This is a genomic window from Pseudarthrobacter sp. S9 (assembly GCF_050156545.1).
GTDB lineage: Bacteria > Actinomycetota > Actinomycetes > Actinomycetales > Micrococcaceae > Arthrobacter.
The window spans coordinates 2,696,822-2,718,297 of record NZ_CP189576.1 but is presented as its reverse complement, the minus strand read 5'-3'; the positions used below and the strand labels follow the sequence as shown (position 1 = coordinate 2,718,297).

28 protein-coding genes and 1 pseudogene are annotated in these 21,476 nt (G+C 64.3%); 13 read left to right on the top strand and 16 right to left on the bottom strand.

Going from position 1 to position 21,476, the window contains the following annotated elements:
• Positions 1-3: 3 nt before the first annotated feature.
• The 3 genes and pseudogenes from ACQCSY_RS12945 to ACQCSY_RS12935 form a co-directional block, all read right to left on the bottom strand.
• A complete protein-coding gene (locus ACQCSY_RS12945; protein ID WP_427129343.1) occupies positions 4-405 on the bottom strand; it encodes an Rv3654c family TadE-like protein in 402 nt (133 codons plus the stop codon).
• A gap of 2 nt (positions 406-407) precedes the next feature.
• Positions 408-860, bottom strand: coding sequence for a TadE family type IV pilus minor pilin (locus ACQCSY_RS12940; protein ID WP_427129341.1), 453 nt, complete (start codon positions 858-860; stop codon positions 408-410).
• Positions 861-1,036: 176 nt separating this feature from the next.
• Positions 1,037-1,156: pseudogene (locus ACQCSY_RS12935) on the bottom strand (DUF4244 domain-containing protein); the annotation flags it as partial.
• Between the two features lie 42 nt (positions 1,157-1,198).
• Here ACQCSY_RS12935 and ACQCSY_RS12930 point away from each other — a divergent pair.
• From ACQCSY_RS12930 to ACQCSY_RS12880, 11 genes are all read left to right on the top strand, one after another.
• Positions 1,199-2,641, top strand: coding sequence for a recombinase family protein (locus ACQCSY_RS12930; protein WP_427129339.1), 1,443 nt, complete (start codon positions 1,199-1,201; stop codon positions 2,639-2,641).
• Between the two features lie 728 nt (positions 2,642-3,369).
• The gene (locus ACQCSY_RS12925; protein ID WP_427129338.1) at positions 3,370-4,668 is read left to right on the top strand and encodes a DUF3631 domain-containing protein; all 1,299 of its coding nucleotides are present in this window, start codon (positions 3,370-3,372) and stop codon (positions 4,666-4,668) included.
• On the top strand, positions 4,665-4,823 hold the full coding sequence (locus ACQCSY_RS12920) for a hypothetical protein (protein ID WP_427129336.1): 159 nt from the start codon (positions 4,665-4,667) through the stop codon (positions 4,821-4,823). Before ACQCSY_RS12925 ends, ACQCSY_RS12920 begins: the two co-directional genes overlap by 4 nt.
• A gap of 94 nt (positions 4,824-4,917) precedes the next feature.
• Positions 4,918-5,100 carry a hypothetical protein gene (locus tag ACQCSY_RS12915; protein ID WP_427129334.1) on the top strand — a complete coding sequence of 61 codons (183 nt, stop codon included), beginning with the start codon at positions 4,918-4,920 and terminating at the stop codon, positions 5,098-5,100.
• A gap of 2 nt (positions 5,101-5,102) precedes the next feature.
• Entirely contained in the window at positions 5,103-5,249 is a 147-nt protein-coding gene (locus ACQCSY_RS12910) for a hypothetical protein (protein WP_427129332.1), read from the top strand.
• The gene (locus ACQCSY_RS12905; RefSeq protein ID WP_427129330.1) at positions 5,246-5,449 is read left to right on the top strand and encodes a hypothetical protein; all 204 of its coding nucleotides are present in this window, start codon (positions 5,246-5,248) and stop codon (positions 5,447-5,449) included. Before ACQCSY_RS12910 ends, ACQCSY_RS12905 begins: the two co-directional genes overlap by 4 nt.
• A 2-nt stretch (positions 5,450-5,451) precedes the next feature.
• The gene (locus tag ACQCSY_RS12900) at positions 5,452-6,099 is read left to right on the top strand and encodes a hypothetical protein (protein WP_427129329.1); all 648 of its coding nucleotides are present in this window, start codon (positions 5,452-5,454) and stop codon (positions 6,097-6,099) included.
• Positions 6,083-6,343, top strand: coding sequence for a hypothetical protein (locus ACQCSY_RS12895; RefSeq protein ID WP_427129327.1), 261 nt, complete (start codon positions 6,083-6,085; stop codon positions 6,341-6,343). The genes ACQCSY_RS12900 and ACQCSY_RS12895 overlap by 17 nt, the downstream gene beginning before the upstream one ends.
• A 576-nt stretch (positions 6,344-6,919) precedes the next feature.
• Entirely contained in the window at positions 6,920-7,306 is a 387-nt protein-coding gene (locus ACQCSY_RS12890) for a hypothetical protein (RefSeq protein ID WP_427129326.1), read from the top strand.
• A 344-nt stretch (positions 7,307-7,650) separates the two neighbouring features.
• Positions 7,651-7,929, top strand: coding sequence for a hypothetical protein (locus tag ACQCSY_RS12885; protein ID WP_427129324.1), 279 nt, complete (start codon positions 7,651-7,653; stop codon positions 7,927-7,929).
• A 450-nt stretch (positions 7,930-8,379) separates the two neighbouring features.
• A complete protein-coding gene (locus ACQCSY_RS12880; protein ID WP_427129322.1) occupies positions 8,380-8,835 on the top strand; it encodes a hypothetical protein in 456 nt (151 codons plus the stop codon).
• A gap of 92 nt (positions 8,836-8,927) precedes the next feature.
• Here ACQCSY_RS12880 and ACQCSY_RS12875 read toward each other — a convergent pair whose 3' ends face one another.
• From ACQCSY_RS12875 to ACQCSY_RS12825, 11 genes are all read right to left on the bottom strand, one after another.
• On the bottom strand, positions 8,928-9,239 hold the full coding sequence (locus ACQCSY_RS12875) for a hypothetical protein (protein ID WP_427129321.1): 312 nt from the start codon (positions 9,237-9,239) through the stop codon (positions 8,928-8,930).
• Positions 9,240-9,846: 607 nt separating this feature from the next.
• Complete coding sequence (locus ACQCSY_RS12870) at positions 9,847-10,266, bottom strand: hypothetical protein (protein ID WP_427129319.1); 420 nt, start codon at positions 10,264-10,266, stop codon at positions 9,847-9,849.
• A 12-nt stretch (positions 10,267-10,278) separates the two neighbouring features.
• A complete protein-coding gene (locus tag ACQCSY_RS12865; protein WP_427129317.1) occupies positions 10,279-10,488 on the bottom strand; it encodes a hypothetical protein in 210 nt (69 codons plus the stop codon).
• A 228-nt stretch (positions 10,489-10,716) separates the two neighbouring features.
• The gene (locus tag ACQCSY_RS12860; protein ID WP_427129315.1) at positions 10,717-10,920 is read right to left on the bottom strand and encodes a hypothetical protein; all 204 of its coding nucleotides are present in this window, start codon (positions 10,918-10,920) and stop codon (positions 10,717-10,719) included.
• 391 nt (positions 10,921-11,311) lie between these two features.
• Positions 11,312-11,494, bottom strand: a complete 183-nt coding sequence (locus ACQCSY_RS12855; protein WP_427129313.1) for a hypothetical protein — start codon at positions 11,492-11,494, stop codon at positions 11,312-11,314.
• A gap of 269 nt (positions 11,495-11,763) precedes the next feature.
• Positions 11,764-13,611, bottom strand: a complete 1,848-nt coding sequence (locus ACQCSY_RS12850; protein WP_427129311.1) for a hypothetical protein — start codon at positions 13,609-13,611, stop codon at positions 11,764-11,766.
• A 209-nt stretch (positions 13,612-13,820) separates the two neighbouring features.
• The gene (locus tag ACQCSY_RS12845) at positions 13,821-14,432 is read right to left on the bottom strand and encodes a type II secretion system F family protein (RefSeq protein WP_427129309.1); all 612 of its coding nucleotides are present in this window, start codon (positions 14,430-14,432) and stop codon (positions 13,821-13,823) included.
• Positions 14,429-15,271: a hypothetical protein gene (locus ACQCSY_RS12840; protein WP_427129308.1), complete on the bottom strand. Its 843-nt coding sequence runs from the start codon at positions 15,269-15,271 to the stop codon at positions 14,429-14,431. The genes ACQCSY_RS12845 and ACQCSY_RS12840 overlap by 4 nt, the downstream gene beginning before the upstream one ends.
• Positions 15,268-16,488: a TadA family conjugal transfer-associated ATPase gene (locus tag ACQCSY_RS12835; protein ID WP_427135815.1), complete on the bottom strand. Its 1,221-nt coding sequence runs from the start codon at positions 16,486-16,488 to the stop codon at positions 15,268-15,270. Before ACQCSY_RS12835 ends, ACQCSY_RS12840 begins: the two co-directional genes overlap by 4 nt.
• A gap of 119 nt (positions 16,489-16,607) precedes the next feature.
• Entirely contained in the window at positions 16,608-17,375 is a 768-nt protein-coding gene (ssd, locus tag ACQCSY_RS12830) for a septum site-determining protein Ssd (RefSeq protein WP_427129306.1), read from the bottom strand.
• On the bottom strand, positions 17,336-17,713 hold the full coding sequence (locus tag ACQCSY_RS12825) for a hypothetical protein (RefSeq protein WP_427129304.1): 378 nt from the start codon (positions 17,711-17,713) through the stop codon (positions 17,336-17,338). The genes ssd and ACQCSY_RS12825 overlap by 40 nt, the downstream gene beginning before the upstream one ends.
• A 112-nt stretch (positions 17,714-17,825) precedes the next feature.
• Here ACQCSY_RS12825 and ACQCSY_RS12820 point away from each other — a divergent pair, with 112 nt between their 5' ends.
• Together ACQCSY_RS12820 and ACQCSY_RS12815 are read left to right on the top strand one after the other, a co-directional pair.
• Complete coding sequence (locus ACQCSY_RS12820; RefSeq protein WP_427129302.1) at positions 17,826-19,544, top strand: bifunctional 3'-5' exonuclease/DNA polymerase; 1,719 nt, start codon at positions 17,826-17,828, stop codon at positions 19,542-19,544.
• Positions 19,545-19,618: 74 nt separating this feature from the next.
• Entirely contained in the window at positions 19,619-19,945 is a 327-nt protein-coding gene (locus ACQCSY_RS12815) for a YegP family protein (RefSeq protein WP_427129300.1), read from the top strand.
• Between the two features lie 21 nt (positions 19,946-19,966).
• On the opposite strand, the gene ACQCSY_RS12810 is transcribed toward ACQCSY_RS12815, so the two are convergent.
• Together ACQCSY_RS12810 and nth are read right to left on the bottom strand one after the other, a co-directional pair.
• The gene (locus ACQCSY_RS12810; RefSeq protein WP_427129299.1) at positions 19,967-20,647 is read right to left on the bottom strand and encodes an NUDIX hydrolase; all 681 of its coding nucleotides are present in this window, start codon (positions 20,645-20,647) and stop codon (positions 19,967-19,969) included.
• A complete protein-coding gene (gene nth / locus ACQCSY_RS12805) occupies positions 20,644-21,471 on the bottom strand; it encodes an endonuclease III (protein WP_427129297.1) in 828 nt (275 codons plus the stop codon). Before nth ends, ACQCSY_RS12810 begins: the two co-directional genes overlap by 4 nt.
• Between the last annotated feature and the right edge of the window lie 5 nt (positions 21,472-21,476).

The window sequence follows — 21,476 nt, the reverse complement described above, 5'->3', positions numbered from 1 at the left end:
CACTCACGGCGCAGGGCCGTTTTCCCGCTCCGGCGGCGGGCCTGCCCTGGCCAGTCCGCTGGCCGCTCCCAGAATCGTCCCCGCGCTGAGCTCGGTGCGGACCTGGACCGTTTCGCCGGGGCCTTTCGAACAGCTGAGGACTCGGGCGTCGTTCCGGAGTGCGATCTCCCGGGCGACGGCGCACGGCTCGCCCCCGGTGATTCCCCGGGCGGCATCCGCCGCTGCCAGTGCCGCGAGATCAGCAGCAGCTGCCGCCCTGGTCGCCGCCACGGCTGACTGAGCCAGAAGCAGCATCAAGGCCGTTGCCATGATGACGACGAGTCCCAGCCCCAAGGCCAGGACAGTCCCCGAGCCCCGCTCTCCGTGCCGATGCCACGACCGGTCCGAACCGGCACGCCACGACACGTTCACGCGCTCCGCCGCAAGGGCCGGTGGCTGGGCGCTTCGGGCATCGGGGCGGCGGCCGCCGCTGAGGCGGCCTCGCCGCGGGCCCAGGCCCGGGCGGTGAGCGTCCACGGAACAAGCGAACCAACGGGTCCAGGGACGCCGCCGGAGATCGTGACGCTGAGCCATTCGCCGTCGGAGGCCAACGCCGACCTCGCCGACTCGCCGGCGAGCCGGCGGACAATCCCGCCGACCTCGGCAGCATCCGCGCCCCTCGCCAGGGCCCTCGCGCCGCCCCGGGCGGCTTCCTCGAAGCGGAGCTGTGTCACCCCGGCGGCGGAGCCGGCCAGCAGCATGGCCAGCAACAGCACGACGGCGGGCAGCGCCACGGCAAACTCGGCAGTGACGGCACCGCGGCATGGTTCGCCGCTTGATTCGCGGCGTGGTTCCCCGCCGGAGCAGATCCAGCCCGGCACCCGGTCCGTAACAGGTGGCGATGACGCTCCAGGGGAAGCCCGTCGCCGGGGACCGCGGGCGCAGGTCCTGCCCCGGCCCCGGACACAAGCGTCGGGGACCGGGCCGCATCCGCGGCAGTCCGCTCCGGGCTGGAATGCCGAGTGCCGGGCGCTTCCCCAAGCCGGCCAGGCGCAGTTCATGGCAGGGCGAGCGCCGTGCGGATAAGGTTCAGCAGGAACCCGCGGACCTCGTCGCTGCGCATGATGAACACGAGGACACCCGCGAACCCCACGGCGGCCAGCGTGGCGATGGCATATACGCACTATCTGTCAAGTTACTTGCGTCGTAGGATAGCTGTATGACGAATGCCAGGGCACCACGCGCAGCTATTTACGCTCGCATCAGCCGCGACCAAAAGGGCGAAGGGTTGGGCGTCGAGCGCCAAGAGGCACTGTGCAGGGCACTAGCGGAAAAACTGGCCGCCGATGTTGTCGGAGTGTACGAGGATAACGACATCAGCGCCTACTCAGGCCGTACCCGTCCGCGCTATGAGCAGATGCTCGCGGATATTCAGCAAGGGCAAATCGACATGGTGCTCTGCTACCACTCCGACCGGCTCATGAGGCGCACAAAAGAACTTGAACGGTACATCGACGTCTGCCGGCCACGTAACGTGGTGACCCATCAAGTCACGGCGGGACTCCTGGATCTCTCAACCGCTACCGGGCTGGCAGTGGCTAAGACGGTGGCCGCATGGAATCAGCACGAATCCGACCACAAGGGCGAACGAATAGCGGCACAGAAAGCCCATGCGGCGCAGCAGGGCAAGTACTTAGGCGGGCGCGTTCCGTTTGGTTGGAAGAAAGAGGACGCCAAAGAGGACACGCACGGCAGAATGCGCGGGGGAATTGTCGTCATTGATGAACCGGCGGCTGCACTGATCCGGGAGGGCACCGCCGCGATAATCGCGGGCCGGTCACTGGCAACTGTCACGAGGGCATGGGCGGACGCTGGGGCAGTCAATAGCGCCGGAACGCGCAGGAACACAACAGAGGTCAGACGGACGCTCCTACGCACGCGCAACGCAGGGCTAATGACTTTTCACGGTGAGGTTGTCTCGGATAAGTGGCCGGCAATTGTTCCGCTGGATCAGTTTCGGAAGTGTGAGGCGATCCTGACCGATGACAGCCGGCCCAAACAGTCCGAATCGAAGTTCAAGTATCTGCTGTCCGGTGTTGCGCAGTGTTATTGCGGGCGCACGATGACCGGGTTTGGAGTCGCCGCGAAACGGGCCTACCGGTGCAAGGTTCATCAAGAGGGCGGGCGATTCGTTCCGGGGCACGCTCACAGGGCCATGCAGCCTCTCGATGACTTTGTGAAGGCCAAGGCCGCGGCGTGGCTGAACCGTGACGACGTAAAAGCGGGTCTGCGGGAAATGTTCGACGCACAAGACGCAGTGCAGCCGGTGAACAGCGAAGACATATCGGATCTGATCGACCGTAAGCACTCACTGGCCCGACTGTTTGCCCAGGGATCCATCACGGAATCTCAGCTGGTAGAGGGCAGCAAAGAAGTTGAATCCAAGCTGGCGCGGCTTGAAGATCAGGCCGTGGCGAACGGCGGGAGTCGCGGCGTTGCGGCTGCTGTCCTGTCAGAGAACCCCGGGGCAGCGTTCCTGGGTGCCGACGTCGAAGTGCAGCGGGAGATCCTGCGTACCTTGTTCACCATTGAGTTGCAGCGGACTGGCCCTTACCGGGGGGTGTTTGACGAGTCCAGCGTGAAAATGAGGCCAAAGGGCTAGTTCTGAATGACACGGATGTAATTTGTTTGGAAATATTTTCCAGACTGCACCCGGCGGGGAGCTGTGACGCACTGGTCAGGCTAAATGCCTAGATTCCGCGGGTGCATTCAGAGGCCCTGAAACGTTATCCACAGGCTGTCCACAGTTTGTGCGCTGTTATCCAACACTATCCACAGGCAAAACACAAGTGACACGCCGCCAGGATCCCGAAAAACGCACACATCCACGATAGACTTAAGACACCAGCCTTAAACAGCTGTAGCCGGACGTTAGCGCGTCCGGCTTTAAAACAGCTTTTTTATATTCGCAAGCCAACGACCCTCTAGTAGGAGGACCCTTGACCCATTCCATAGACCAGCGCTCATTCCGATCTACTGTCTATACAGTATCGGATGCTGTACGGACAGCACAAGTCACGACACGCCACGCGTCCAACGTCGAAGACTGGCCCGGCATCACGCCAGCACAAGCCAAGCGCGTAGTCTCCCTGCTCCTGTCCGGGGCCGCCCAGTGATCCCCTGCCCCAACTGCATGGAATTCTTTCTTCGAGGTCATCTTGAAGGCCAGGGCACCTCTCAGCAGCTCGCCGAGAACGCCGCCCGGATCCAGCTTGCACTCGAATTAGAGGCCGACAGTAACCGCCGTATGGCTAAAGCAGCCGGCAGTTGGATTGACGTTGAAAAGGCCCGCAGTGCACCCGGCTCCGCATACGTACCCGTAGCCGCCGCATGAACGGGTTTGAACCGCTGTCCGATTCGGAGATGCGTGACGCCGGACTCGTGGTTACCGAAGTTACCGTGGTTACCGACTTTCAGTTAGAAGCGGGGGTAGATCCCGCCGCACTGCTTGACGACGTGCAGACGTTTCTAGAGCGCTTCATTGCCTACCCTGAACCGGAAGCCGCCACAGCCCACGCGCTATGGATCGCACACGCTCACCTCATAGAAGCCTTTGAGAACAGCCCGCGACTCGCTTTCCTATCCCCGGAGCCAGGCAGCGGCAAAAGCCGGTGCATGGAGCTTACGGAAGCGCTCACCCCGCGCCCCGTCCTCTCGGTCAACAGTTCTGTTGCTTACGTCTTCCGAAAAATCAGCGACGAGGCCGGACTACCAACACTGCTCATGGATGAGATAGACGCAGTGTTCAGTAGCGGCAAGGGCGACGGTAACGAAGACCTTAGAGGGCTGCTGAACTCCGGCTACCGGAAGGGTGCAACTGCTGGCCGCGCAGCTATCCGGGGAAAAGAGATCGTCACCGAGGAATGGCCGTCATTCTGCGCCGTTGCCCTGGCTGGACTGAATCAGCTACCGGACACACTCATGACCCGCTCAATCGTGGTGAACATGAAGCGCCGTAGGCAGGGACAAAAGGTCGAACCGTACCGCCGCCGAGTCAACCAGCCCGAAGCCATCGCACTGACTGAACGCATAGCGGACTTCGCAGCAAGTGTTTGGACTCAGGTATCCGATGCGTGGCCCGATCTTCCGGAAGGGATCGAGGATAGGGACGCGGATATCTGGGAACCCATTCTTGCCATCGCGGACGCTGCCGGCGGTCATTGGCCTGTAACAGCCCGTGACGCCGCCATGGTCATGGTTGCCAAAGCCAAGGAAAAGCCCGCAACGCTCGGAATCAAGCTGCTGGCAGACATCAGAAAAGTCATGAATGGTTCAGACCGCATCAGCACCAATGACCTCCTGGACGGTTTGCACGCGATGGAAACGGCACCTTGGGCGAACATCAAGGGCGAACCGATCGACTCGCGTTTCCTGGCAAAGGTCTTGTCAAAGTACGACATACCGACAAATAACACGGTGAAAATCGACGGACGCGCTGTGAAGGGTTACCAGGCGCATCACTTGGCAGACGCTTTCGAGCGATATCTGGCCACTCCCGTTCCTGCTGAAGTCGGTAACCACGGTAACCACAGTAACCAGCCAGAGAACGCCGGGCAGGTTTGCCCGCTGCACTCCGTCCCGAAACCGAATGTTTGCTTCACTTGCGACTCAGTTAGGACCGCAGCATGACGGATCCCCGGAACACCATTGAGAACTGGCGCAAGCTCGCCAAGATCCGGCAATTTCTGATTGACAAACTGGACGCGAAAAACGCCGCGCTGGAAGCCAAGCTGACGGCGGCGGAAGCGCGGCTGTCCATGTACGACGCCAGGGAGCGGTCATGAGCGAGGCGGAGATGTTACAGCGCTTGCAGCGCCTCCACCGGGAGCTTGTGCGCCTCATGGACGCCTTAGAGGCCCACCAGTGACACCGGCGCAAATGGCGGAACGCATCGAGTACCTGGAGAACGTCGCCCGCCACTACAAGGGTCTAAGCCAACGGCTACACCAGCAGCTCATGGCAACACGCAACACCCCGGAAACCCACCGGGATCGGTACGACACCCGTGACCCCGTGGGGAACCTCGCCGCCGCCCGCGCAGACCGACAGAAAAGGAAATGACCATGGCCTACGAATACAACGAAGCCAACCTAGAGACGTACTGGCCGAGCCTGGCACAAGCGACGTACTGGAAATTGAAAGCCCAGCACGAAGCCACCCGCGCCGCCTACTGGAAGCGGCAGGCCGAAACCAAGGAAACCGCCGCATGAAGGTCCCCGTCTTCGCCAAAGAACCCCGATTCACACTTCGGGCAGCACCCCGCGTATTCAAGAAAGCCGGCACCCACACGCCAGGCATAGGCGTGTTCTCCGACCTCTACCTAGTCCAGCACCTCACACAGTCAGAAGCACTCGCACTCGCGGACCAACTCGTGGACGCAGCAGAGCAAATCGAACAGGAAGAAAACTAACCATGACTCGCACCCGCCCCAACAGCGCACCCTCTGATATTGCCTACGCGGCCATCCACGACGTACCGCCGCTCGAACTCCTGCCCCCCGCACTGGCAAAGATCATCACCGAAATTCGCGGACTCACCGGACGCCAGCGCGACGCACACAACAAGGTCAACGACCTCGAAACCGTCGAACGGGCCGAAGCAGCCAAAGCCGCCGACCTCATCGAATACGGCAAGCAGGTCAGAGCCGGCAAGAAAGGCGTCATCGTTCAGGACGCACAGCGCCAGCTCGCCCAGGACATTACCACCGCACGGCACGAACTCGACGGACTCAACGCCGCCATCACGCAGGCATACGCCGAATTCTGGACACTCAGGGACGAAGCCGACGCGGACCCCGCAGCCGCACAGAAGGCCCGCGAACTAGCCAAGGCAGTCCGGGCCACCCTCGACGCTTTCCAGGCCGCGTACCAGGCTTACGACGCCCACGACACAATCCGGGCGTGGTATCACCGGCACCAGTACCAGCCCATCTCCGGATTCGTTCTCACTGAGTTGGTCACCGCATCCCGCAACGGTGACCGCCCCCACCTGATCCGCGTTGACGTGACGGACCTCGTGACCAACCTCAAGCAGGAGTTGTTCAATGACACAGACATCTGACACCCAGACCATCAGGCACACCCCCGGCGACATCCTCGCCACCATCGCCCGCATCAACGCCGGCATGCCGCAGATCGACGGCAACGGACGGACGGTCAACGCACCCGAGCAGCACACCGTCATCCACCTCGTGACCACCCCCGCGCAAGTACTCATGGCATCCATCCATGCAGAGAACGCCAAGCTCACCACCGAGCCAGCCGCCGACGCTGACACACCAACAGATCAGGACACACCAGCCTGACCACACAGACCGGCAGGCGTCAGTAGTAGGAGTAGGAATGCTACTACTCCTACTACTGACCACCACACGAGAGAGGACGCCACATGCCAACACGCATCTGCTCAACACCTGGATGCCCAACCATCCACGACAGCACCACCGACTCACGCTGCCCCGCACACACCAAGCAAGCAAGGGTACGCAGAGACAAGGGCCGCACACAGTACAAGACAGCAGGGCACACGCAACGGTTCAGACCCGGCGTCCTAGACCGTGACAGTATCTGCGTGATCTGTAACGTCAGGGCATCAACCGTCGCGGACCACTACCCGAAAGAACGCCAAGACCTAGTGGACCTCGGCCTAGACCCAGACGACCCAGCCAACGGGCGCGGACTTTGTGCTAGTTGCCATGGCAAGACCACCTCCGCCCGGAGTCCGGGCGGATGGAACAGACGGGACTGACCACCCCCACCGGAGGTCCCAGGGTCGCCCCGGCCCTCTGGACCGGCGGGGAGAGCGCTCTTTCGTGACGCACGCATGGTCGTCCATTTTTGCCCGTTTTGGGCTTGTTTTCGTTGATTTCTAGGAGGTTTTTGTGGGAAAAGTTAGGGCACCGAGCGGGCTAAATGCCCGTGGTAAGGCGTTTTGGGTACTGATTACTGATGGTTTCGAGCTGGATTCAGCCGAACTTGAGGTATTGAAGGAAGCCGCGCGCACCTTGGATGAGATTGATGCGTTGAAGGCGTCGGCTGATGAGCACGGCCCGATGGTGAAGGGATCGACGGGTCAGTTGGTGGTGAATCCGGCGTTGTTGGAGGTCCGCCAGGCGCGGGCTGCTTTTGAGCGGATGGTGAAGGCGCTGGCGTTGCCGTCTGAGGATGAGGGGCAGGGTTCGGCGGCTGAGCGTCGTATTTCTGAGGATGCGCGTATGGCTGCTCAGGTTCGGTGGAGTGGCAGGGGTAAGTCTCGTGGCACGGCGTAGGCACATCGCCGTCAGCGCCGGCGACGTGTACCCGGTTTCGATGGTTCCGCACCAGTTCCGCCCCGCCGGCAAGTTCAGGGGCTTGTTCTCAATACCCACGGCGAACGGGTGGGCCTTGGATAAGGCCAGGTCTGCACGGCTGAGGGCTGACGGCACATCGTGTCAGGCGTTTTGGGAGGAATGGTGCTCTAGTCGGGGGATCAATACCGCATACGGGGCGCATGATCCCCGGTATCGGGCGCTTGTGGACGATGCGCGGAGACGTGCGCGTGAGGCGTTCGAACGGGGTTGGGCGCTACATGGCTAAGCGGCGTCAGCGGGGCCCTGAGATTGGGTCTGAGGACGTGTTGCCGTTTGATTTGACGCTGTTGGGGCTGGAGGTCAGCAGCGTGGGCCTTTTTGATGATTTCACCGTGAGGGTTGCCGGCGGCAGGTTGGCTTTCGACGTGGCTCAGGCTGCGCTCCACATGCGAGAGCAGCAGGAGTATTCGGCGGCTTTGAGGGCTTGGTGTGAATCGCGGCAGATCGACATGTCCTATCACGCCCAGGATCCACGGTTTGCGGGACTTTTGGACCGCAGCCGGACACATTGGGGTTTAGATCCCAAGCGAATAACTGAATAGCAAGAACCTAGCAGCCCGCCTATGGCGGGGGTTGGGCTTCTGTCCTGGACGGCAGCTTCAGGCCGCAGGACTTTGGCACGAGAAGTCACTAACTGCAACTCACTGCGTTTGACTGCAACACACTGCTAGAAGTGTGTTAACCTGAACAGGTGAAGCCCTGGGACTCGCCGGATTCGTCCGGACTCCCAGGGCATTAGTCTTTTTGGGGGAACACAAGTGGATCCAAGCGGAGTAACGACGCTCCCAGCAATGATTTCGCAGCCCCGCTTCTCGACGTACTTGGACCACTATCGGGGAAGCCAAGATCACGCTCTCCGGCTCTACGCTTGGAACATTGAACTAAGCGCCGCATTCTGGGGCCCTCTCGCCATACTGGAAGTACTCCTCCGCAACAGCATGCATGCGCAGTTGTCCAAGGGCCGGCAAGAGGACTGGTGGAACGCTCAAAGCGTGAACCTCATGGACCGTGAAGGTGGCGCCCTCGACGGCACAATCCGGAAACTCATGAAAGCCGGTAACGCGAGCCCGTCAGCGGACGACATTGTAGGGGCCTCGAGTTTTGGCCTTTGGGTCGGTCTGCTGGATATTGGGTTGGCCCGCCACCCGCAATTGGACTACCCCACAGCGCTTTGGGAGCCGAGGCTCAAGCACGCCTTTTCACATCTGGCCGGCGTGAAGCGGAAGCAGTTGCACGGCGAACTAAACAAGATCCGCATCTTCCGGAATCGCGTGGCGCACCATGAACCCATTTTTAGAGGGAACACTGCTCTCACAATGGACTTGATAGCAAAAGTGGCCGGCTACATGGATCCTGCTATTCGGGACTTCATTCTGAGTGCTAACAGGGTGGATACCGTCTTGAATCGGCAAAAGGCCGCTGTCGCAGACGGCGACTGCTGCATCTAGTAGCGACAATTGCCCCTGCCCGCTTGCGACTTGCAGGGTTACAGGCAGCCCCGTCAGCCAACCGCTGGCGGGGCTTCCTTGTGGTGGTGGCCCTAAGTGGCTTTCTCGAAGATCAGCGTCTTTACATCTCCGCTAGCTGTATTGTTCGTTTCGTTCATCAGCCGGTAGCCCCTGGCCTTAGCTCCCAGGACTACAGTCTCGTACTTCGGTGACTCCATGTTGATCTTGAATACCACGTCTTCACCGACGAACGCCTTGTCCAAGATCGCGGGAGCATTCGCCTCAGCCTTTTTCTTACTCTTGTCTCCGGCAAACACCATGCCGAAAGCGAGCATTCCCCCCAGCCCGTATAGGACTATGAGACCCACTATGAACACCACGACTATCCCAATTAGTATCCCCATGCATCGGAGTGTATTTGCTGTCAGACCTCCGCGCTAGGTTTTGGGCCATGGTAAAGATAGACGTCGAAGCTGTTGGCCGTTTGCTGGACGAACTCCTCAGCGAGCCTATCCGGCGTTCCCCGTATGAGGAGCTAGAACCGGACTACGAGTTCCTGGATGCGGCTGTCTTGGGCCGGGTTCGCCCTTGATCTTGCGGACGACATTGGCGCGGGACACGTTGCCCTCTTCCTTCGCCTCTGTTAGGGCGTCCTCGAACTCTGCGTCATCAACGCCATCAGTTATCTGGTAGATGCCGGCCCCTCCATTCCCAAACAGTTCGGCTCCTGTAGCAAAGTCCGTGGCCCTAGGAGTGGCACCAGCTTCGATACGAAGACCGTGCCTCTTCGACTCCCTTTCTTTTGCCGCGGTCCTGGCCGTAGCTACTTCGCCGCGTTCCTGTCCTTCGCGGATCGCCAAGCCAAGTGCACGTTCGGTGCGGCGGACCATCACCGTTTTGGGCCGCGTGTAGAGTTGCATGGTTCCTCCGCATCCCCCCTTGCGTAGGACCAGCGCGAAATAGTAAAGGCCCCAATCAGTCCTGAGACTGGCCGGGGCCTTTTACTTTGGTTCAGGCGATTGCTCGCTTTATGGCTTCACGGTCTAGGAGGACTTCACCTGTGGCCATGTTGCGAACTTCCACCCATTGTTCGAGTGGTACCTGTGATGTTGTGAGCCGCCATGATGCCGAACCGCCCGCCCTGGATAGAGTGTCCATTACCTGTTCATTGCTGCCCTGCCGCTTGGCCCATTCCTTCCACTTGTGTACTGCCCGCTTGTCCAAGTCAACGGTGAAACGGATAGCGGTCTTGTCTACGGCGCTTCCTTGTAGGCCGTGGCCACCATCTGCGGAAGTCTTTGTGGTCAGCCAGACGACATCAGGCCCGGCATGTTCACGTTTGAGTGACACATTCGATTCAACAGTTTTCAAATAGCCAGATTCCAGGATCCTTGGAAGGTGCGTGGTGCTGGTGAAGTGGTAGAGGATCATAGTGTGCGGGTCCTAGTTCAGGGTGGCGTCAATGATTGCAAGGGCACGGTCAAGCGTGGACCTCAGCCCACGGATTTCAGCCGGCGTCATAGAGAACCCGATGTCGGCTCCCTGGCCTTCACTCATGGCCTCGTTGGACACGAACGTGACCTTCACATCTTCCCCGTCATTCTTGTGCACGTAGACCCATAGCGCTGGCCGACTAACGCCATCTAGGTCCATGGCCGGTTCCTCCAACGACAGCGACAGGATGGTTCGCTCAGAGCTGCAATAGTGGTCTTCGACTGTCCGTGTGTACGTCTCGAATTCCTTGTGAGAGCACCACGGCTGGCACTTTGCAGGACCGATGGATCCTGCGTTGTACCATGGCTCTGTTGCGCGGCGCTCAATCTTCGTATTCATGCTGATTTCCCCCCATGGGATCATCGGATTTAGTTGTTGGTGTTGAATCTAGTGCTTGGTGCCGGCATTCCTTGGCACAACGGTGATGTCTTCCGGGTGCCACTGCTGGCGGGAACCATCCGGGAGCGTAACCCACACGCCGCCGTTGGTAACGCGCCAGACTTTACCGGTGGGACCGTCAGCGTTGCCGAACATGCCCGTGAACTTCACGCGCTGGCCGGCGTACCGGGCTTTCATCTCTTGCAGGTCCATGATGGTTCCCTTCACTGATATAGGACTCCCAGGGGAGAGGGATTTCTTGGTGAGTATCCCCTCCCCAAACACCCTCGGCCCCCGTCATCCCCTCAGCCGATTTTGGCCACAACGAGTAGACCCGGCCCGTTTTGGGACGTGTCTAGCTGTGAACCTGGATGACCGCAGCTAACGGGCGTCTCGCCTAGGCGGTTCTAGGCGTTCGGTGGAGATGTGACCGCGCCCCTCTGGTTATGCGCGGGGAGGGCTGGAACGCGCTTACGACGCTCAACAGCCATATGAAATGTCAGGGCCAGCCGGTATGCTGGGCTAACAATCAAGTGAAGATTGATTGTCGCGCCCCGGAGGTTGGTAGCCTGCCGGGGCATTACTCGTTTTGAGGCGGGTAACTTCACCAAGTGTCTGCGTACTCGGCCGTGGCCATTCCTGCCTCGGCAGCACGTGGCCTCTTGGGGCCGCGCGGCTGGACCGGGACAACCGCACTGGCGCCCGGATAGATTTCAAACACTTCCGCGGTTCCAGGCTCACGCCTGTCCATGCGGGTTGCAGCGGGAGTGTCTTGATTGATTGACATGTGCATTCCTTCCACGGGACTCCGGCAGAATCGCCGGCTGATTCGACTCTCCCGGCTGGGAAGCAGGCCCGAAAGTCCCGACGCCGACCAAGTGGAAAACCTGCTGACTCGCGGGGTTGTGGAGGAGCACTCGAGGGCGGTCACCACCCTGAGAACCCGGCATCGCATCCGCCGCAGACGTTTGAAGCCCACTGGGACTGCTATCAGAAAGCGATAGCAGTCCCAGTGGGCTTGAACGTCTGCGGAGCCGAAGGCCCAGGGCAGGGCCTCTAAGGGAGGTAGTAACCCGCGACGTCGGCGATGAGCTGGCTCTTCCCGGAGGACCGGTTGAACAGGGTGACCTTGCCGTCGGAGCCGAGAGCGACCGAGACCAGGTTCGGCACGGTCTGCCCGGTGGCGAAGTTGAGGTTGGACGCGTTGGGACGCGGGGAGCCGGAGGCATAGGCGGTGACGAAGCCGAAGGACTGGGGCGATGTGACCGTCAGGTTGAAGACGGCTGCCAATGCGCCGGCTGGTATGCCGTTAGCCCCTGCGACCTGGAAGGACACCGTCGAATCCGCGGCCACGGGAGATGTGTTCCGGGTGTCGAGGATCCGGGTGGGACCGACGGCCTTGAAAGCGCCCGTTGCGGTCGGCGTGCCGGGGAGGTAGTAACCGGCGACGTCGGCGATGAGCTGGGCGGTCCCGGCAGAACGGTTGAACAGGGTGACCTTTCCGTCGGCCCCCACAGGGACAGTGACCAGGTTCGGCACAGTCTGGCCGGTGGCGAAGTTCAGGTTGGACGCATTGGGACGTCCGGCGCCCGAAGCATAGGCGGTGACGAATCCGAAGGATCTTGCCTCGGTCACGGTGAGGTTGAATACCACCGATGCCACGGATGCCGGGATTCCATTGACGCCGGCGACCTGGAACGACACCGGGGAATCTGCCGCCACGGGGGATGAGGTCCGGGTGTCCAGAAGCCGGGATGGCGCGAGATTCTGGAAGGCCCCTGGGGTGCTTGGTGTTCCGGTGATGTAATAGCCGGTGACGTCGGCGATCAGCTGGGACGTGCCCGAGGATCTGTTGAACAGGGTGACCTTTCCGTCCGCCCCGACAGGGACCGTGACCAGGTTCGGCACGGTCTGGCCGGCGGCGAAGTTCAGGTTGGACGCATTGGGACGCGTGGCGCCTGAGGCATAGGCAGTGATGAACCCGAAGGATCTTGACTGGGTCACAGTGAGGTTGAACACCACCGCTGCCACCTTGGCAGGGATCCCGTTAACCCCGGCGACTTTGAAGGACACCGGAGAATCCGCGGCGACGGCCGAGGTGGTCCTGGTGTCCAGCAGCCGCGTCGGCGCGACAGGAGTGAACGTTCCGGGAAGTCGAGGGCCCGCTTTTCCAGCCTTGATGACGACGTCATCGATGTAGCTGTCGCCCGCCTGCCGTCGATGCTCCGCCCCCAATTGTACGGCGGTCAGTGTCGTGAAGCCGGTGGCGACCTGGTTCGAAAAGACGGTCTTGTCGTCAAACAACACCTCCACGGTCGTCGCAGGACCGTTGGCGACGACGTGCATCACGAGGTGATGCCACGTGCTGAGCGGCACGCCCCGGGCCAGGGTCGTGAAGGTGAATGTCCCGGTCGGCGATGTCACACGAAGCACCAGATTACCGTTGCCGTTGTCCCGGAAAACATCCACGATCCTTGTACCGCCGTTGAAGAACCGGAAATATGGCACGTTGTTGCCGACGACCCCGGCCTTGGTGATGTTGAACCAGCCGTCCGCGTGAACGTCGTTGCTGCCGGCGGGCAGGGGAGCAGCGAAATTGGCGACGGAACCGGCGGCTGTCGTTACGTGAATGTGGGCTGCGCAGCGTCCTGAATGCGCTTTGGCCGAAGAGACGTCCGCGGTGCCGGTTCCCGAGGTGGAGGGGGTACTGAAGCCGGACCCGGTGATGCTTCCGGATTCGAAGTTAGTCGCCACCACTGTGGTGCCCGGATACTGGTTGGACGGTTGCGGTGTGGCGGCCTGACAGGTCACGGCGGCGGAAGCAGGACTGGCGCCGATGCCCAGGCCGGCTAACACCAATAGGTTTAGCGCCGCGATCACTCCCGCCCGTTGCAGTCGAATCATTGATCTGCCCCCCTGCCTTGGTTCAACTCTCGGTTAGAAGTCCCAGAAGTACTGGGACTCTGGCGCCCCTAGAAGCGCTGTGAGTGACCGACGCACGAGGCCGCTCATACTCCGTCGGTGCCTATCCCAAAGATATCCCCCACCAACTTGAGTAAACCTTGGGACCGCCGTCCCCTCGTCCGGGACCCGGGGCGACACGGCCCTGCGGATCAGGCCGGCAGCATGGCCAGCAGGACGGGCACGACGCCGAAACATACGAACGCCGGCAGGGAACACAGGCCCAGCGGCACAACGAGCTTCACACCCAATGCCGCTGCCTGTTTCTCGGCGGTCCTGTACTGTTCGCGACGGAGCCTGGCTGCCTGGGCGTACAGGATGGCAGAGGACGGCGCGCCCGTGAGCGCTGCGAAGCAGAGGGCATCCCGGAGGGCGAGGAGCTGCGGCGACCGGACTTCGGAACTCCGCCACGCCGTGTCCCAGTCCGCGCCGATGGCGAGAGCTGATACGACAGGTCGGAGCAGGCGGCCGATCTCCGGGGACGCCAGGGTGGCGACCAGCTCCAGGGACCGGCCGAGCCCGGCTCCCGCATCAAGCATCGCGCCGATCAGTTCCAGCATCATGGCGGTGTCCCGGAGGCCGGCGAAGCCGGGCAGGCCCTGCCGTGCAGAACCCTCCTCTGCCGTGCGGAGCCCCGCCATTTCCATCCGGGCAAGGACCCGGCGACCGAGTCTTTGGCGGACCCGGCCGTGATCGGCGAGTGCCAGAAAGGCGGCACCGGCCAGGCTGGCTGCCACCGCCGCTCCGGCCAGTTCCGGGCTCACTGCGGCCCTTCTGCCGCAGCCCGGACCAGCCGGGAGGACCAGAAACGCCCGGCGGCGGTCAGGACACTACCCGCCGCGAGCGCCGCCATGCCGAGAGGGTTCCCCAGAAGCGTCGTCACCGGATCAACGCCCAGCAGCAGTCCCAGCCCCAGCCCGAACAGCGGCAGCCATGTCAGCAGGCGGACCGTTGCCTTGGGCCCGGCCAGAGCGGTCTGCCGGGCGGCCTCGGCGTCGTCCTCGGCCTCAAGCTGCGCAGCGAAGCGCATCAGCACGTCGGCCAGCGGGCAGCCGCTGGCCTCGGCGATGTCGAAACACGCGGCGAGTTCGCCCCAAACTCTCCGCCCGCGGCTGACCGCACCTGCGTCCTTGCCGACGCCGTTGCCGGCGGGCCTGTCGGCGGGCGCCCCCGAAACCGCGCCGCGGATAGCCCCGGCCACCGAAGATCCGCGCAGGGCTGCCGCGCGGGCAGCTGCCAGCACGGCCACGGAATCCCGGCCGAGCGCCCGTCCCGCGCCGTTGTCCGCGGGCCGGCCCTGCGGCGATTCCCCGGCGTACAGCACCCAGAGTTCGTCCCACAGCCGGGCAGGAGTTCGCCCTCCCTTCAGCAGCGCAGCCAGTTGCTGGACCACGACGGTCATCGGGACGGGCACCGGCCTCCGGGTCTGTCCGGGTCGTGTTCGCCCGAGCACTCTCGGAACCGCTCGCGTCTCGGCCGGGACCGGGGAGCTCCGCATGTCAGGGCCGGGCAACGCCGTGCGGACCCGGCGGCCCGAGGCGCCTGACGGCGGGGACGCCAGCCACAAAGCGAGGGCCAGCACGACGACCAGGACGGCAGTCACCCCGGAATCCTGGCCGGGCCGGAACCGACCGCTACGGAAGGACCCGTTACGGAAGGAGATGAGGATTCCGAGGCTTGCGACGTTGCTGCAGCGGGGGACGGTCCGGACGCGCGCGAGGAATCGAGGCCGAGCCGTGCCGCCAACCGCGGCCAGGCCGGCCCTGTCCGGACTTCACCCTCAAGGACATCCAGTGCAACGGTGACGGCCAGGCCTGTTTCGTTTTCTTCCATGACGCCGATGCCCGCCACCTGCCGCCCGCGTTTGCCCCGCGCCACGTGGACGACGGCGTCGAGGGCGCTGGCCACCTGCAGGCGCACTGCGTCCTGCCCCATCCCGGCGAGCGCGCCCAGGGCCGTCAGCCGGGCGGGTACGGCGGCCGCCGTGTTGGCGTGGATCGTTCCCCCACCTCCGGTGTGGCCGGTGTTCATGGCCGTCAGCAGTTCCCGGACTTCCGCTCCCCGGCATTCACCCACGACAAGCCGGTCCGGCCGCATCCTCAAGGCCTGGCGGACCAGTTCGCCCAGATCCACGGCGCCCCCGCCCTCGAGGTTTCCGTGCCGGGATTCCAGCGAGACGACGTGCGGATGGACGGGGTTCAGTTCCGCGGCGTCCTCGATCAGGACGAGCCGTTCCCGCGGGTGGCACAGACTCAGCAGCGTGGCCAGCAGTGTGGTCTTGCCCGAGCCTGTGGCCCCGCTGATCAGGAAGCTCAGCCGGCGCTCCACCATGCGTTCCAGCACGGCCTGGACCAGGGGCCCGAACATGCCGTCCCGTCGCAGTTCATCCATGCAGAAGACCGTTGCCCGCCGGATTCTTATGCTGAGGAGAGTTCCGGCCGTGGAAATCGGCGGGAGCACCGCGTGCACCCGGTAGCCGCCGTCGAGCCTGACATCGGCGCACGGAGACCCGTCATCCAGTCGGCGCCCGCCAGCCGCCACCAGCCGCGCTGCGAGGGCGCGGATCTGCGGCTCCCCGGAAAAAGCCACCGGCGCCTTTTCCAGGCCGTTGCCACGGTCCAGCCAGACCGACGCCGGACCATTGACGAAGATGTCCGTCACCGCGGGATCCCGCGTGAGCGCCTGCAGGGGGCCCAGACCGTTCAGCTCCGCGCTGATGCTCTCGACGGCGGCCAGGGCACCGGCGGTGCCGAGGAGCCTTCCGCTCGCTTGGACCGCGGCGGCCACCCGTGAGGGAGTCACTGGCCCGGCGTCGGCCATGACGGACTCGCGTACGGACTCCAGCAGCCTCTCGTCCAAGAAACCGTGCTGCCGGTAGCCCGGGGATTGTGCGGTGTCCCGGTCCGGATCCGGAGGTCCCAGGGCCGAATGCGCGCTCATCAAAGATCTCCTCCGCTCAGGTCAAGGACACCGGCGGCGAACCGCCGGACGTTGCGCTGCTGGCCGGTTTCCAGGAGTCGCCCGAGTTCCGTGGCGGCGGTGACACCCCTGATTTCCGGCATGATTCCGAGCAAGGGAAGCCCCACGGATGCCGCGATCAGGGGCGCGTCCAAGGCGGCTCCTGGCTTCGCCCTGATCACCAGTGCGGTTTCCACTGGGGGAAGCTCGTGCAACAGCCGGGCCGATGCCACGGCCGCGCGCAACTGGGAGGGTGTCACGACGACGATCCGGTCGCACTCCCACGCGAAGGTCCGCAAGGCCTCGCGTCCGCGCCCGATGTCCAGCACCACCAGCTCGCAGCCGCGCCGGGCGGCGTCGAGAACACCGGCCACAGTGGCCGTATCCATGCCTGCGGGCCGGTCCCGGCTGCCCGGCCAGGAGAGGAAGGAGAATCCGCCGGCCACCGGCAGGGACTCGGACAGCTGGACAGGATCGATGCTCCCGCTCACCTCGGCGAGGTCCGGCCAGCGGAGACCGGGCGACTCTTCGGCGGCCACGGCCAGTTCCAGGCCGCCGCCCGAAGGATCCCCGTCGACCAGTAGGACCCGTGCGCCGAGCCTGGCGGCGGCCTGGGCAATCCAGATGGCCGCCGTCGTGGCTCCCGCGCCGCCGCAGCCGCCGGTGATGCCGAGGACGAGTCCGCCGGCTTCGGGCGCGCGGGACCGGCTCAGGTATTCCGCCAGCCAGGACGAGGCATCGGGCAGCACGGCGACCGTTCGGCTCCGATGGCGGCAGCCAGGTGCCACAGGCTGTCCCCGTCCCCGTTCAGGCCGACGAGCACAGCCGGCGCCCGTCTCCGTGGCGGCAGCTCGCGGATGTCGCTTCCCACGAGCACCGCCGCGGCGGTGTCCCAGAACGGCGCGGCCTCCACGACATCCTGCACGGTCCGCAAGTGACCCCCGGCCGCAGCGACGATGCGCTCCACCTCGCTGCGCAGGACTTCGAACCCGGTGACCAGCAGCGTCTCCGCGGATTCGTCAGGAATCCACGGCCCCGCATCCCGCGGTGGCCTGGACCCGGAACTCCGTAGCTCGTGCCTGCTCATGGTGCCACTGTGCCCCAGCCGGGAGCGCGGCGTAACTGCTGCCCCGCGCTATGTGGACAAGCCGCAACGCCCCGGCACCGACCACACCCCGGCGCAAGGCAGAATTGACCCTATGTACCTGCTGCTTGCCGCCCACGCTGACGGCGCAGCCCTTCAGGAACTCACGGCGGACGGTGCTCCCGACCCGGCCAACCCGGAACCGCGCGTGGTCAGCGCCGGCGAGCTGGCCGGCGTCGTCCGCGGGCTCGAAAAGTGGCGCCCGCGCTGGATCTGGCACCGCACCCAAGACTGGTATCCCGCGCTGCTGGGCGCCGGGGTGGAGCTCGAACGCAGTTACGACCTCACGCTTTGCGGCGCCATCCTGGCGCATTCGGAGTTCACCGCCCACACCGCATATGCCCTGAGCGCCGAGAAGCTGACGCAGGACGACGAGCTGCCACAGCCTCCGCGCGCCCTTCAGCCGCCTCCCCCGCCGGCCGAGCAGGGAGTACTGTTCGATGCCCCGGCCCTCGGCCCGGCACCCCGGCACTCGCCCGGGGATCTTCGTGCCGAGTACGCCGCCCAGCAGGAGGCACTCCGGCAGGCCGGAATGGCCACGGGCACCGACGCCAACCGGCGGCAGCGCCTCCAGCTGCTCCTGGCAGCGGAGTCGGCCGGCGCCATGATCGCCGCCGAAATGCAGCACACCGGCGTCCCGTGGCGGGAGGAACTGCACGAACAGATCCTGGCGGACTACCTCGGCCCGCGCCCGCCCCTCGGCCACCGGCCGGCCAAACTCGAGGCACTCACCACGGAGCTGCGGCAGCTGCTGAATTCCCCCTCGCTGAACCCCGACTCCCCGCAGGAGCTCATGCGCGCCCTGCACCGGAACGGCATCGAGGTGAAAACCACCCGGCAGTGGGAGCTGAAGGAATCCACCCACCCGGCGATCGAGCCGCTCCTGGCCTACAAGAAACTCGCCAGGCTCCACGCGGCCAACGGCTGGACGTGGCTGGATGCCTGGGTCCAGAATGGCCGGTTCCAGCCCGAGTATGTGGTGGGCGGCGTGGTCTCGGGACGCTGGGCGTCCCGCGGTGGCGGGGCCCTGCAGATCCCGCGCCAGATCCGCGGCGCCGTCCATGCCGACCCGGGCCACAAGCTGATCGTCGCGGACGCCTCGCAGCTGGAGCCACGGGTGCTGGTGGCGCTGGCCCGGGATTCCAAGATGGCCGAGGCCGCCAGGGACAAAGACCTCTACGCCGGCATTGCAGCACAGGGTTTCGGCGGCGACCGGGCCAAGGCCAAGGTGGCCCTCCTCGGGGCGATCTACGGCGCGACCACGGGCGAGTCCGGGCGGCTGATGCCCCAGCTGGCGCGCACCTACCCGCGCGCGGTGGGATACGTCGAACAGGCTGCCCGCGAGGGCGAAGCCGGGAAAACCGTCACCTCACGCCTGGGCCGCAGCAGCCCGCCGCCGTCGGACCGCTGGCTGCAAAGCCAGCAGTCCGCCACGGCCGAGGAACAGCGCCGGGCCGACTCCCTTGCCCGCTCGCGCGGCAGGTTCACCCGGAACTTCGTCGTCCAGGGCTCCGCAGCCGACTGGGCGGCCTGCTGGCTGGCGGAACTGCGACGGCGGCTGCGCGCCATGCGCGCGGACGGCACCAACGCGGGCGAACTGGTGTTCTTCCTGCACGATGAAGTGATGGTCCACTGCCCCGACGGCGCCGTGGAGGACTGCATCCGCGCCATCGAGGACGCCGCGACTGCGGCCAAGGAACTGCTGTTCGGCCCGATTCCGGTGGAATTCCCGGTCGGCGTGGCCGTGGTGGACTCCTACGACAAGGCCAAATAGGCGACCGTGACCACACAAGGTAACGTACCCGCCGGTAGAGTTGTGCACTGTCCGTCTCCCCGGATAGGCTCGAAATGGCTGGCAAAACCATCGTTTCCGCCGGCCATTGCAACGACGCAAGGAATTGGGGAGGCAACGGTTTGGCTGGCATTTTTGAGATCGCTGTAGCGGGAGACAAAGGTTACTTCTTCAGGCTCACGGCGGCGGATGGAACGGTAGTTGCTGTTTCGCCGCTGTTCAACACCATCAAGGGCGCGGCCGCGGGCATTACTGCTGTGCGCGAGAACGCCGCGACAGGCTTGGTCGTTGACCATTCCGGCGCCGGCAAGAAACTCTCCACCAACAAGCCGGCACCACGGATGCCTGTTCCCCTGGCCACCAGCCGGCTGGCGACCGGCTAGCAGCTCAGCTCCACGCTCGACTCAGATATCGATCCCGAACAGCCGCGTGCGGTCCCAAGGAACTGCCCAGCCCAGCTGCTCAAAGAGTTGGTTCAGGATCATCCCGGTAAAGCCCCACACCACCACTCCGTTGACGGTGAAGGCAGGGCTCTGGAACGTCTGACCCGCACGGCTGACGGTGGCCATGACCCGGTTGTCCGGGTCCAGCAGATCCCGGACCGGGACGCGGAACACCTGGGCGGATTCGCCGTAGTCCACCACACGCACGGGCGACTGGGCAGCCCACCAGCCCAGGACGGGCGTGACCAGGAAGTTCCCGCGGGGCAGGGCCAGTTCCGGCATGACGCCGAGGACGTCCACGCCCGCAGGGTCCAGCCCCGTCTCCTCTTCGGCCTCGCGCAGGGCCGCGTCGACCACGGATTCGCCGGGGTCAATGCCGCCGCCGGGAAACGCGACCTGCCCGGGGTGGTCATCCAGGGTCTGTGCCCGCTGCAGCAGGAGGACGTCAAGATCGGCGGGAGCCAGCAGCTTGACGGAGGCCGCCGGAACGGTATCGAGCGCCCCGAAGAGCATCAGGACGGCGGCCCTGCGGATGCGTTCACCAGGCTCGACGACGAGCTCGCGCCAGCGCGGATCCGGCGCGGGCGCCGTGCCCGCGTCCACGGCGGCAACGAGGTCCGTGAGGTCCTGGCGGGCGGTCATCGTTGCTTCCTCTGCGATTCCATCCGGATTTCGGCGGCCCTGTCGGTCTCCGCCAGAAGCTTCGCCAGGAGCTCTTCCTGTCCCGGAGCCAGCTCGTACTTCAGCAGCTTTTTTGCCTTCTGCGGATCCGTCTCGCCCGCTCCGTAGCTGGGGCACCAGTTGGCCACGGCGCAGGCGCCGCAGGCCGGCTTGCGCGAATGGCAGACCCGCCGGCCGTGGAACACGACGCGGTGCGACAGCATGGTCCAGTCCTTCGGCTCGAACAATTCGGCGACGTCGGACTCGATCCGTACCGGATCATCCGAATCCGTCCAGCCGAACCGTCTGGCCAGGCGGCCGAAATGGGTGTCCACAGTGATTCCCGGGATGCCAAAGGCGTTGCCCAGCACAACATTCGCGGTCTTCCGTCCGACGCCGGGCAGCGTCACCAGGTCTTCTAGTCTCCCCGGCACCTCGCCGTCGTACTCGTCGACGAGTCGGTTGCACAGCGCCATCAGGTTCCTGGCCTTGGCGCGGAAGAACCCGGTGGGCTTGATGATGGCTTCCAGTTCGGCCGGATCCGCCTCAGCCATGCTCCGCGCGTCCGGATAGCGCGCGAAGAGCAGGGGCGTGATCTGGTTGACCAGCACGTCCGTGGTCTGGGCAGAGAGCACCGTGGCCACCACCAGCTCGAACGGACTGCGGAAATCCAGCTCCGCGTGAGCATACGGATACTGCTCCGCCAGGGCCCGGTTGATCCTGCGGGCACGGCGTTTGAGCGCCAGCACGGATTCCCCTGACGCCCGCGGGCTGCCGGGCTTGGGGCTGCCGGGTTCGGTGGCCACGGGGG

Coding starts and splice junctions, on each gene's coding strand:
- ACQCSY_RS12930 (WP_427129339.1), top strand. CDS start 1,199: ATGACGAATGCCAGGGCACCACGCGCAGCTATTTACGCTCGCATCAGC.
- ACQCSY_RS12925 (WP_427129338.1), top strand. CDS start 3,370: ATGAACGGGTTTGAACCGCTGTCCGATTCGGAGATGCGTGACGCCGGA.
- ACQCSY_RS12920 (WP_427129336.1), top strand. CDS start 4,665: ATGACGGATCCCCGGAACACCATTGAGAACTGGCGCAAGCTCGCCAAG.
- ACQCSY_RS12915 (WP_427129334.1), top strand. CDS start 4,918: ATGGCGGAACGCATCGAGTACCTGGAGAACGTCGCCCGCCACTACAAG.
- ACQCSY_RS12910 (WP_427129332.1), top strand. CDS start 5,103: ATGGCCTACGAATACAACGAAGCCAACCTAGAGACGTACTGGCCGAGC.
- ACQCSY_RS12905 (WP_427129330.1), top strand. CDS start 5,246: ATGAAGGTCCCCGTCTTCGCCAAAGAACCCCGATTCACACTTCGGGCA.
- ACQCSY_RS12900 (WP_427129329.1), top strand. CDS start 5,452: ATGACTCGCACCCGCCCCAACAGCGCACCCTCTGATATTGCCTACGCG.
- ACQCSY_RS12895 (WP_427129327.1), top strand. CDS start 6,083: ATGACACAGACATCTGACACCCAGACCATCAGGCACACCCCCGGCGAC.
- ACQCSY_RS12875 (WP_427129321.1), bottom strand. CDS start 9,239: ATGGGGATACTAATTGGGATAGTCGTGGTGTTCATAGTGGGTCTCATA.
- ACQCSY_RS12870 (WP_427129319.1), bottom strand. CDS start 10,266: ATGATCCTCTACCACTTCACCAGCACCACGCACCTTCCAAGGATCCTG.
- ACQCSY_RS12865 (WP_427129317.1), bottom strand. CDS start 10,488: ATGGACCTAGATGGCGTTAGTCGGCCAGCGCTATGGGTCTACGTGCAC.
- ACQCSY_RS12860 (WP_427129315.1), bottom strand. CDS start 10,920: ATGGACCTGCAAGAGATGAAAGCCCGGTACGCCGGCCAGCGCGTGAAG.
- ACQCSY_RS12855 (WP_427129313.1), bottom strand. CDS start 11,494: ATGTCAATCAATCAAGACACTCCCGCTGCAACCCGCATGGACAGGCGT.
- ACQCSY_RS12850 (WP_427129311.1), bottom strand. CDS start 13,611: ATGATTCGACTGCAACGGGCGGGAGTGATCGCGGCGCTAAACCTATTG.
- ACQCSY_RS12835 (WP_427135815.1), bottom strand. CDS start 16,488: ATGGCCGACGCCGGGCCAGTGACTCCCTCACGGGTGGCCGCCGCGGTC.
- ACQCSY_RS12825 (WP_427129304.1), bottom strand. CDS start 17,713: ATGAGCAGGCACGAGCTACGGAGTTCCGGGTCCAGGCCACCGCGGGAT.
- ACQCSY_RS12820 (WP_427129302.1), top strand. CDS start 17,826: ATGTACCTGCTGCTTGCCGCCCACGCTGACGGCGCAGCCCTTCAGGAA.
- ACQCSY_RS12815 (WP_427129300.1), top strand. CDS start 19,619: ATGGCTGGCAAAACCATCGTTTCCGCCGGCCATTGCAACGACGCAAGG.
- ACQCSY_RS12810 (WP_427129299.1), bottom strand. CDS start 20,647: ATGACCGCCCGCCAGGACCTCACGGACCTCGTTGCCGCCGTGGACGCG.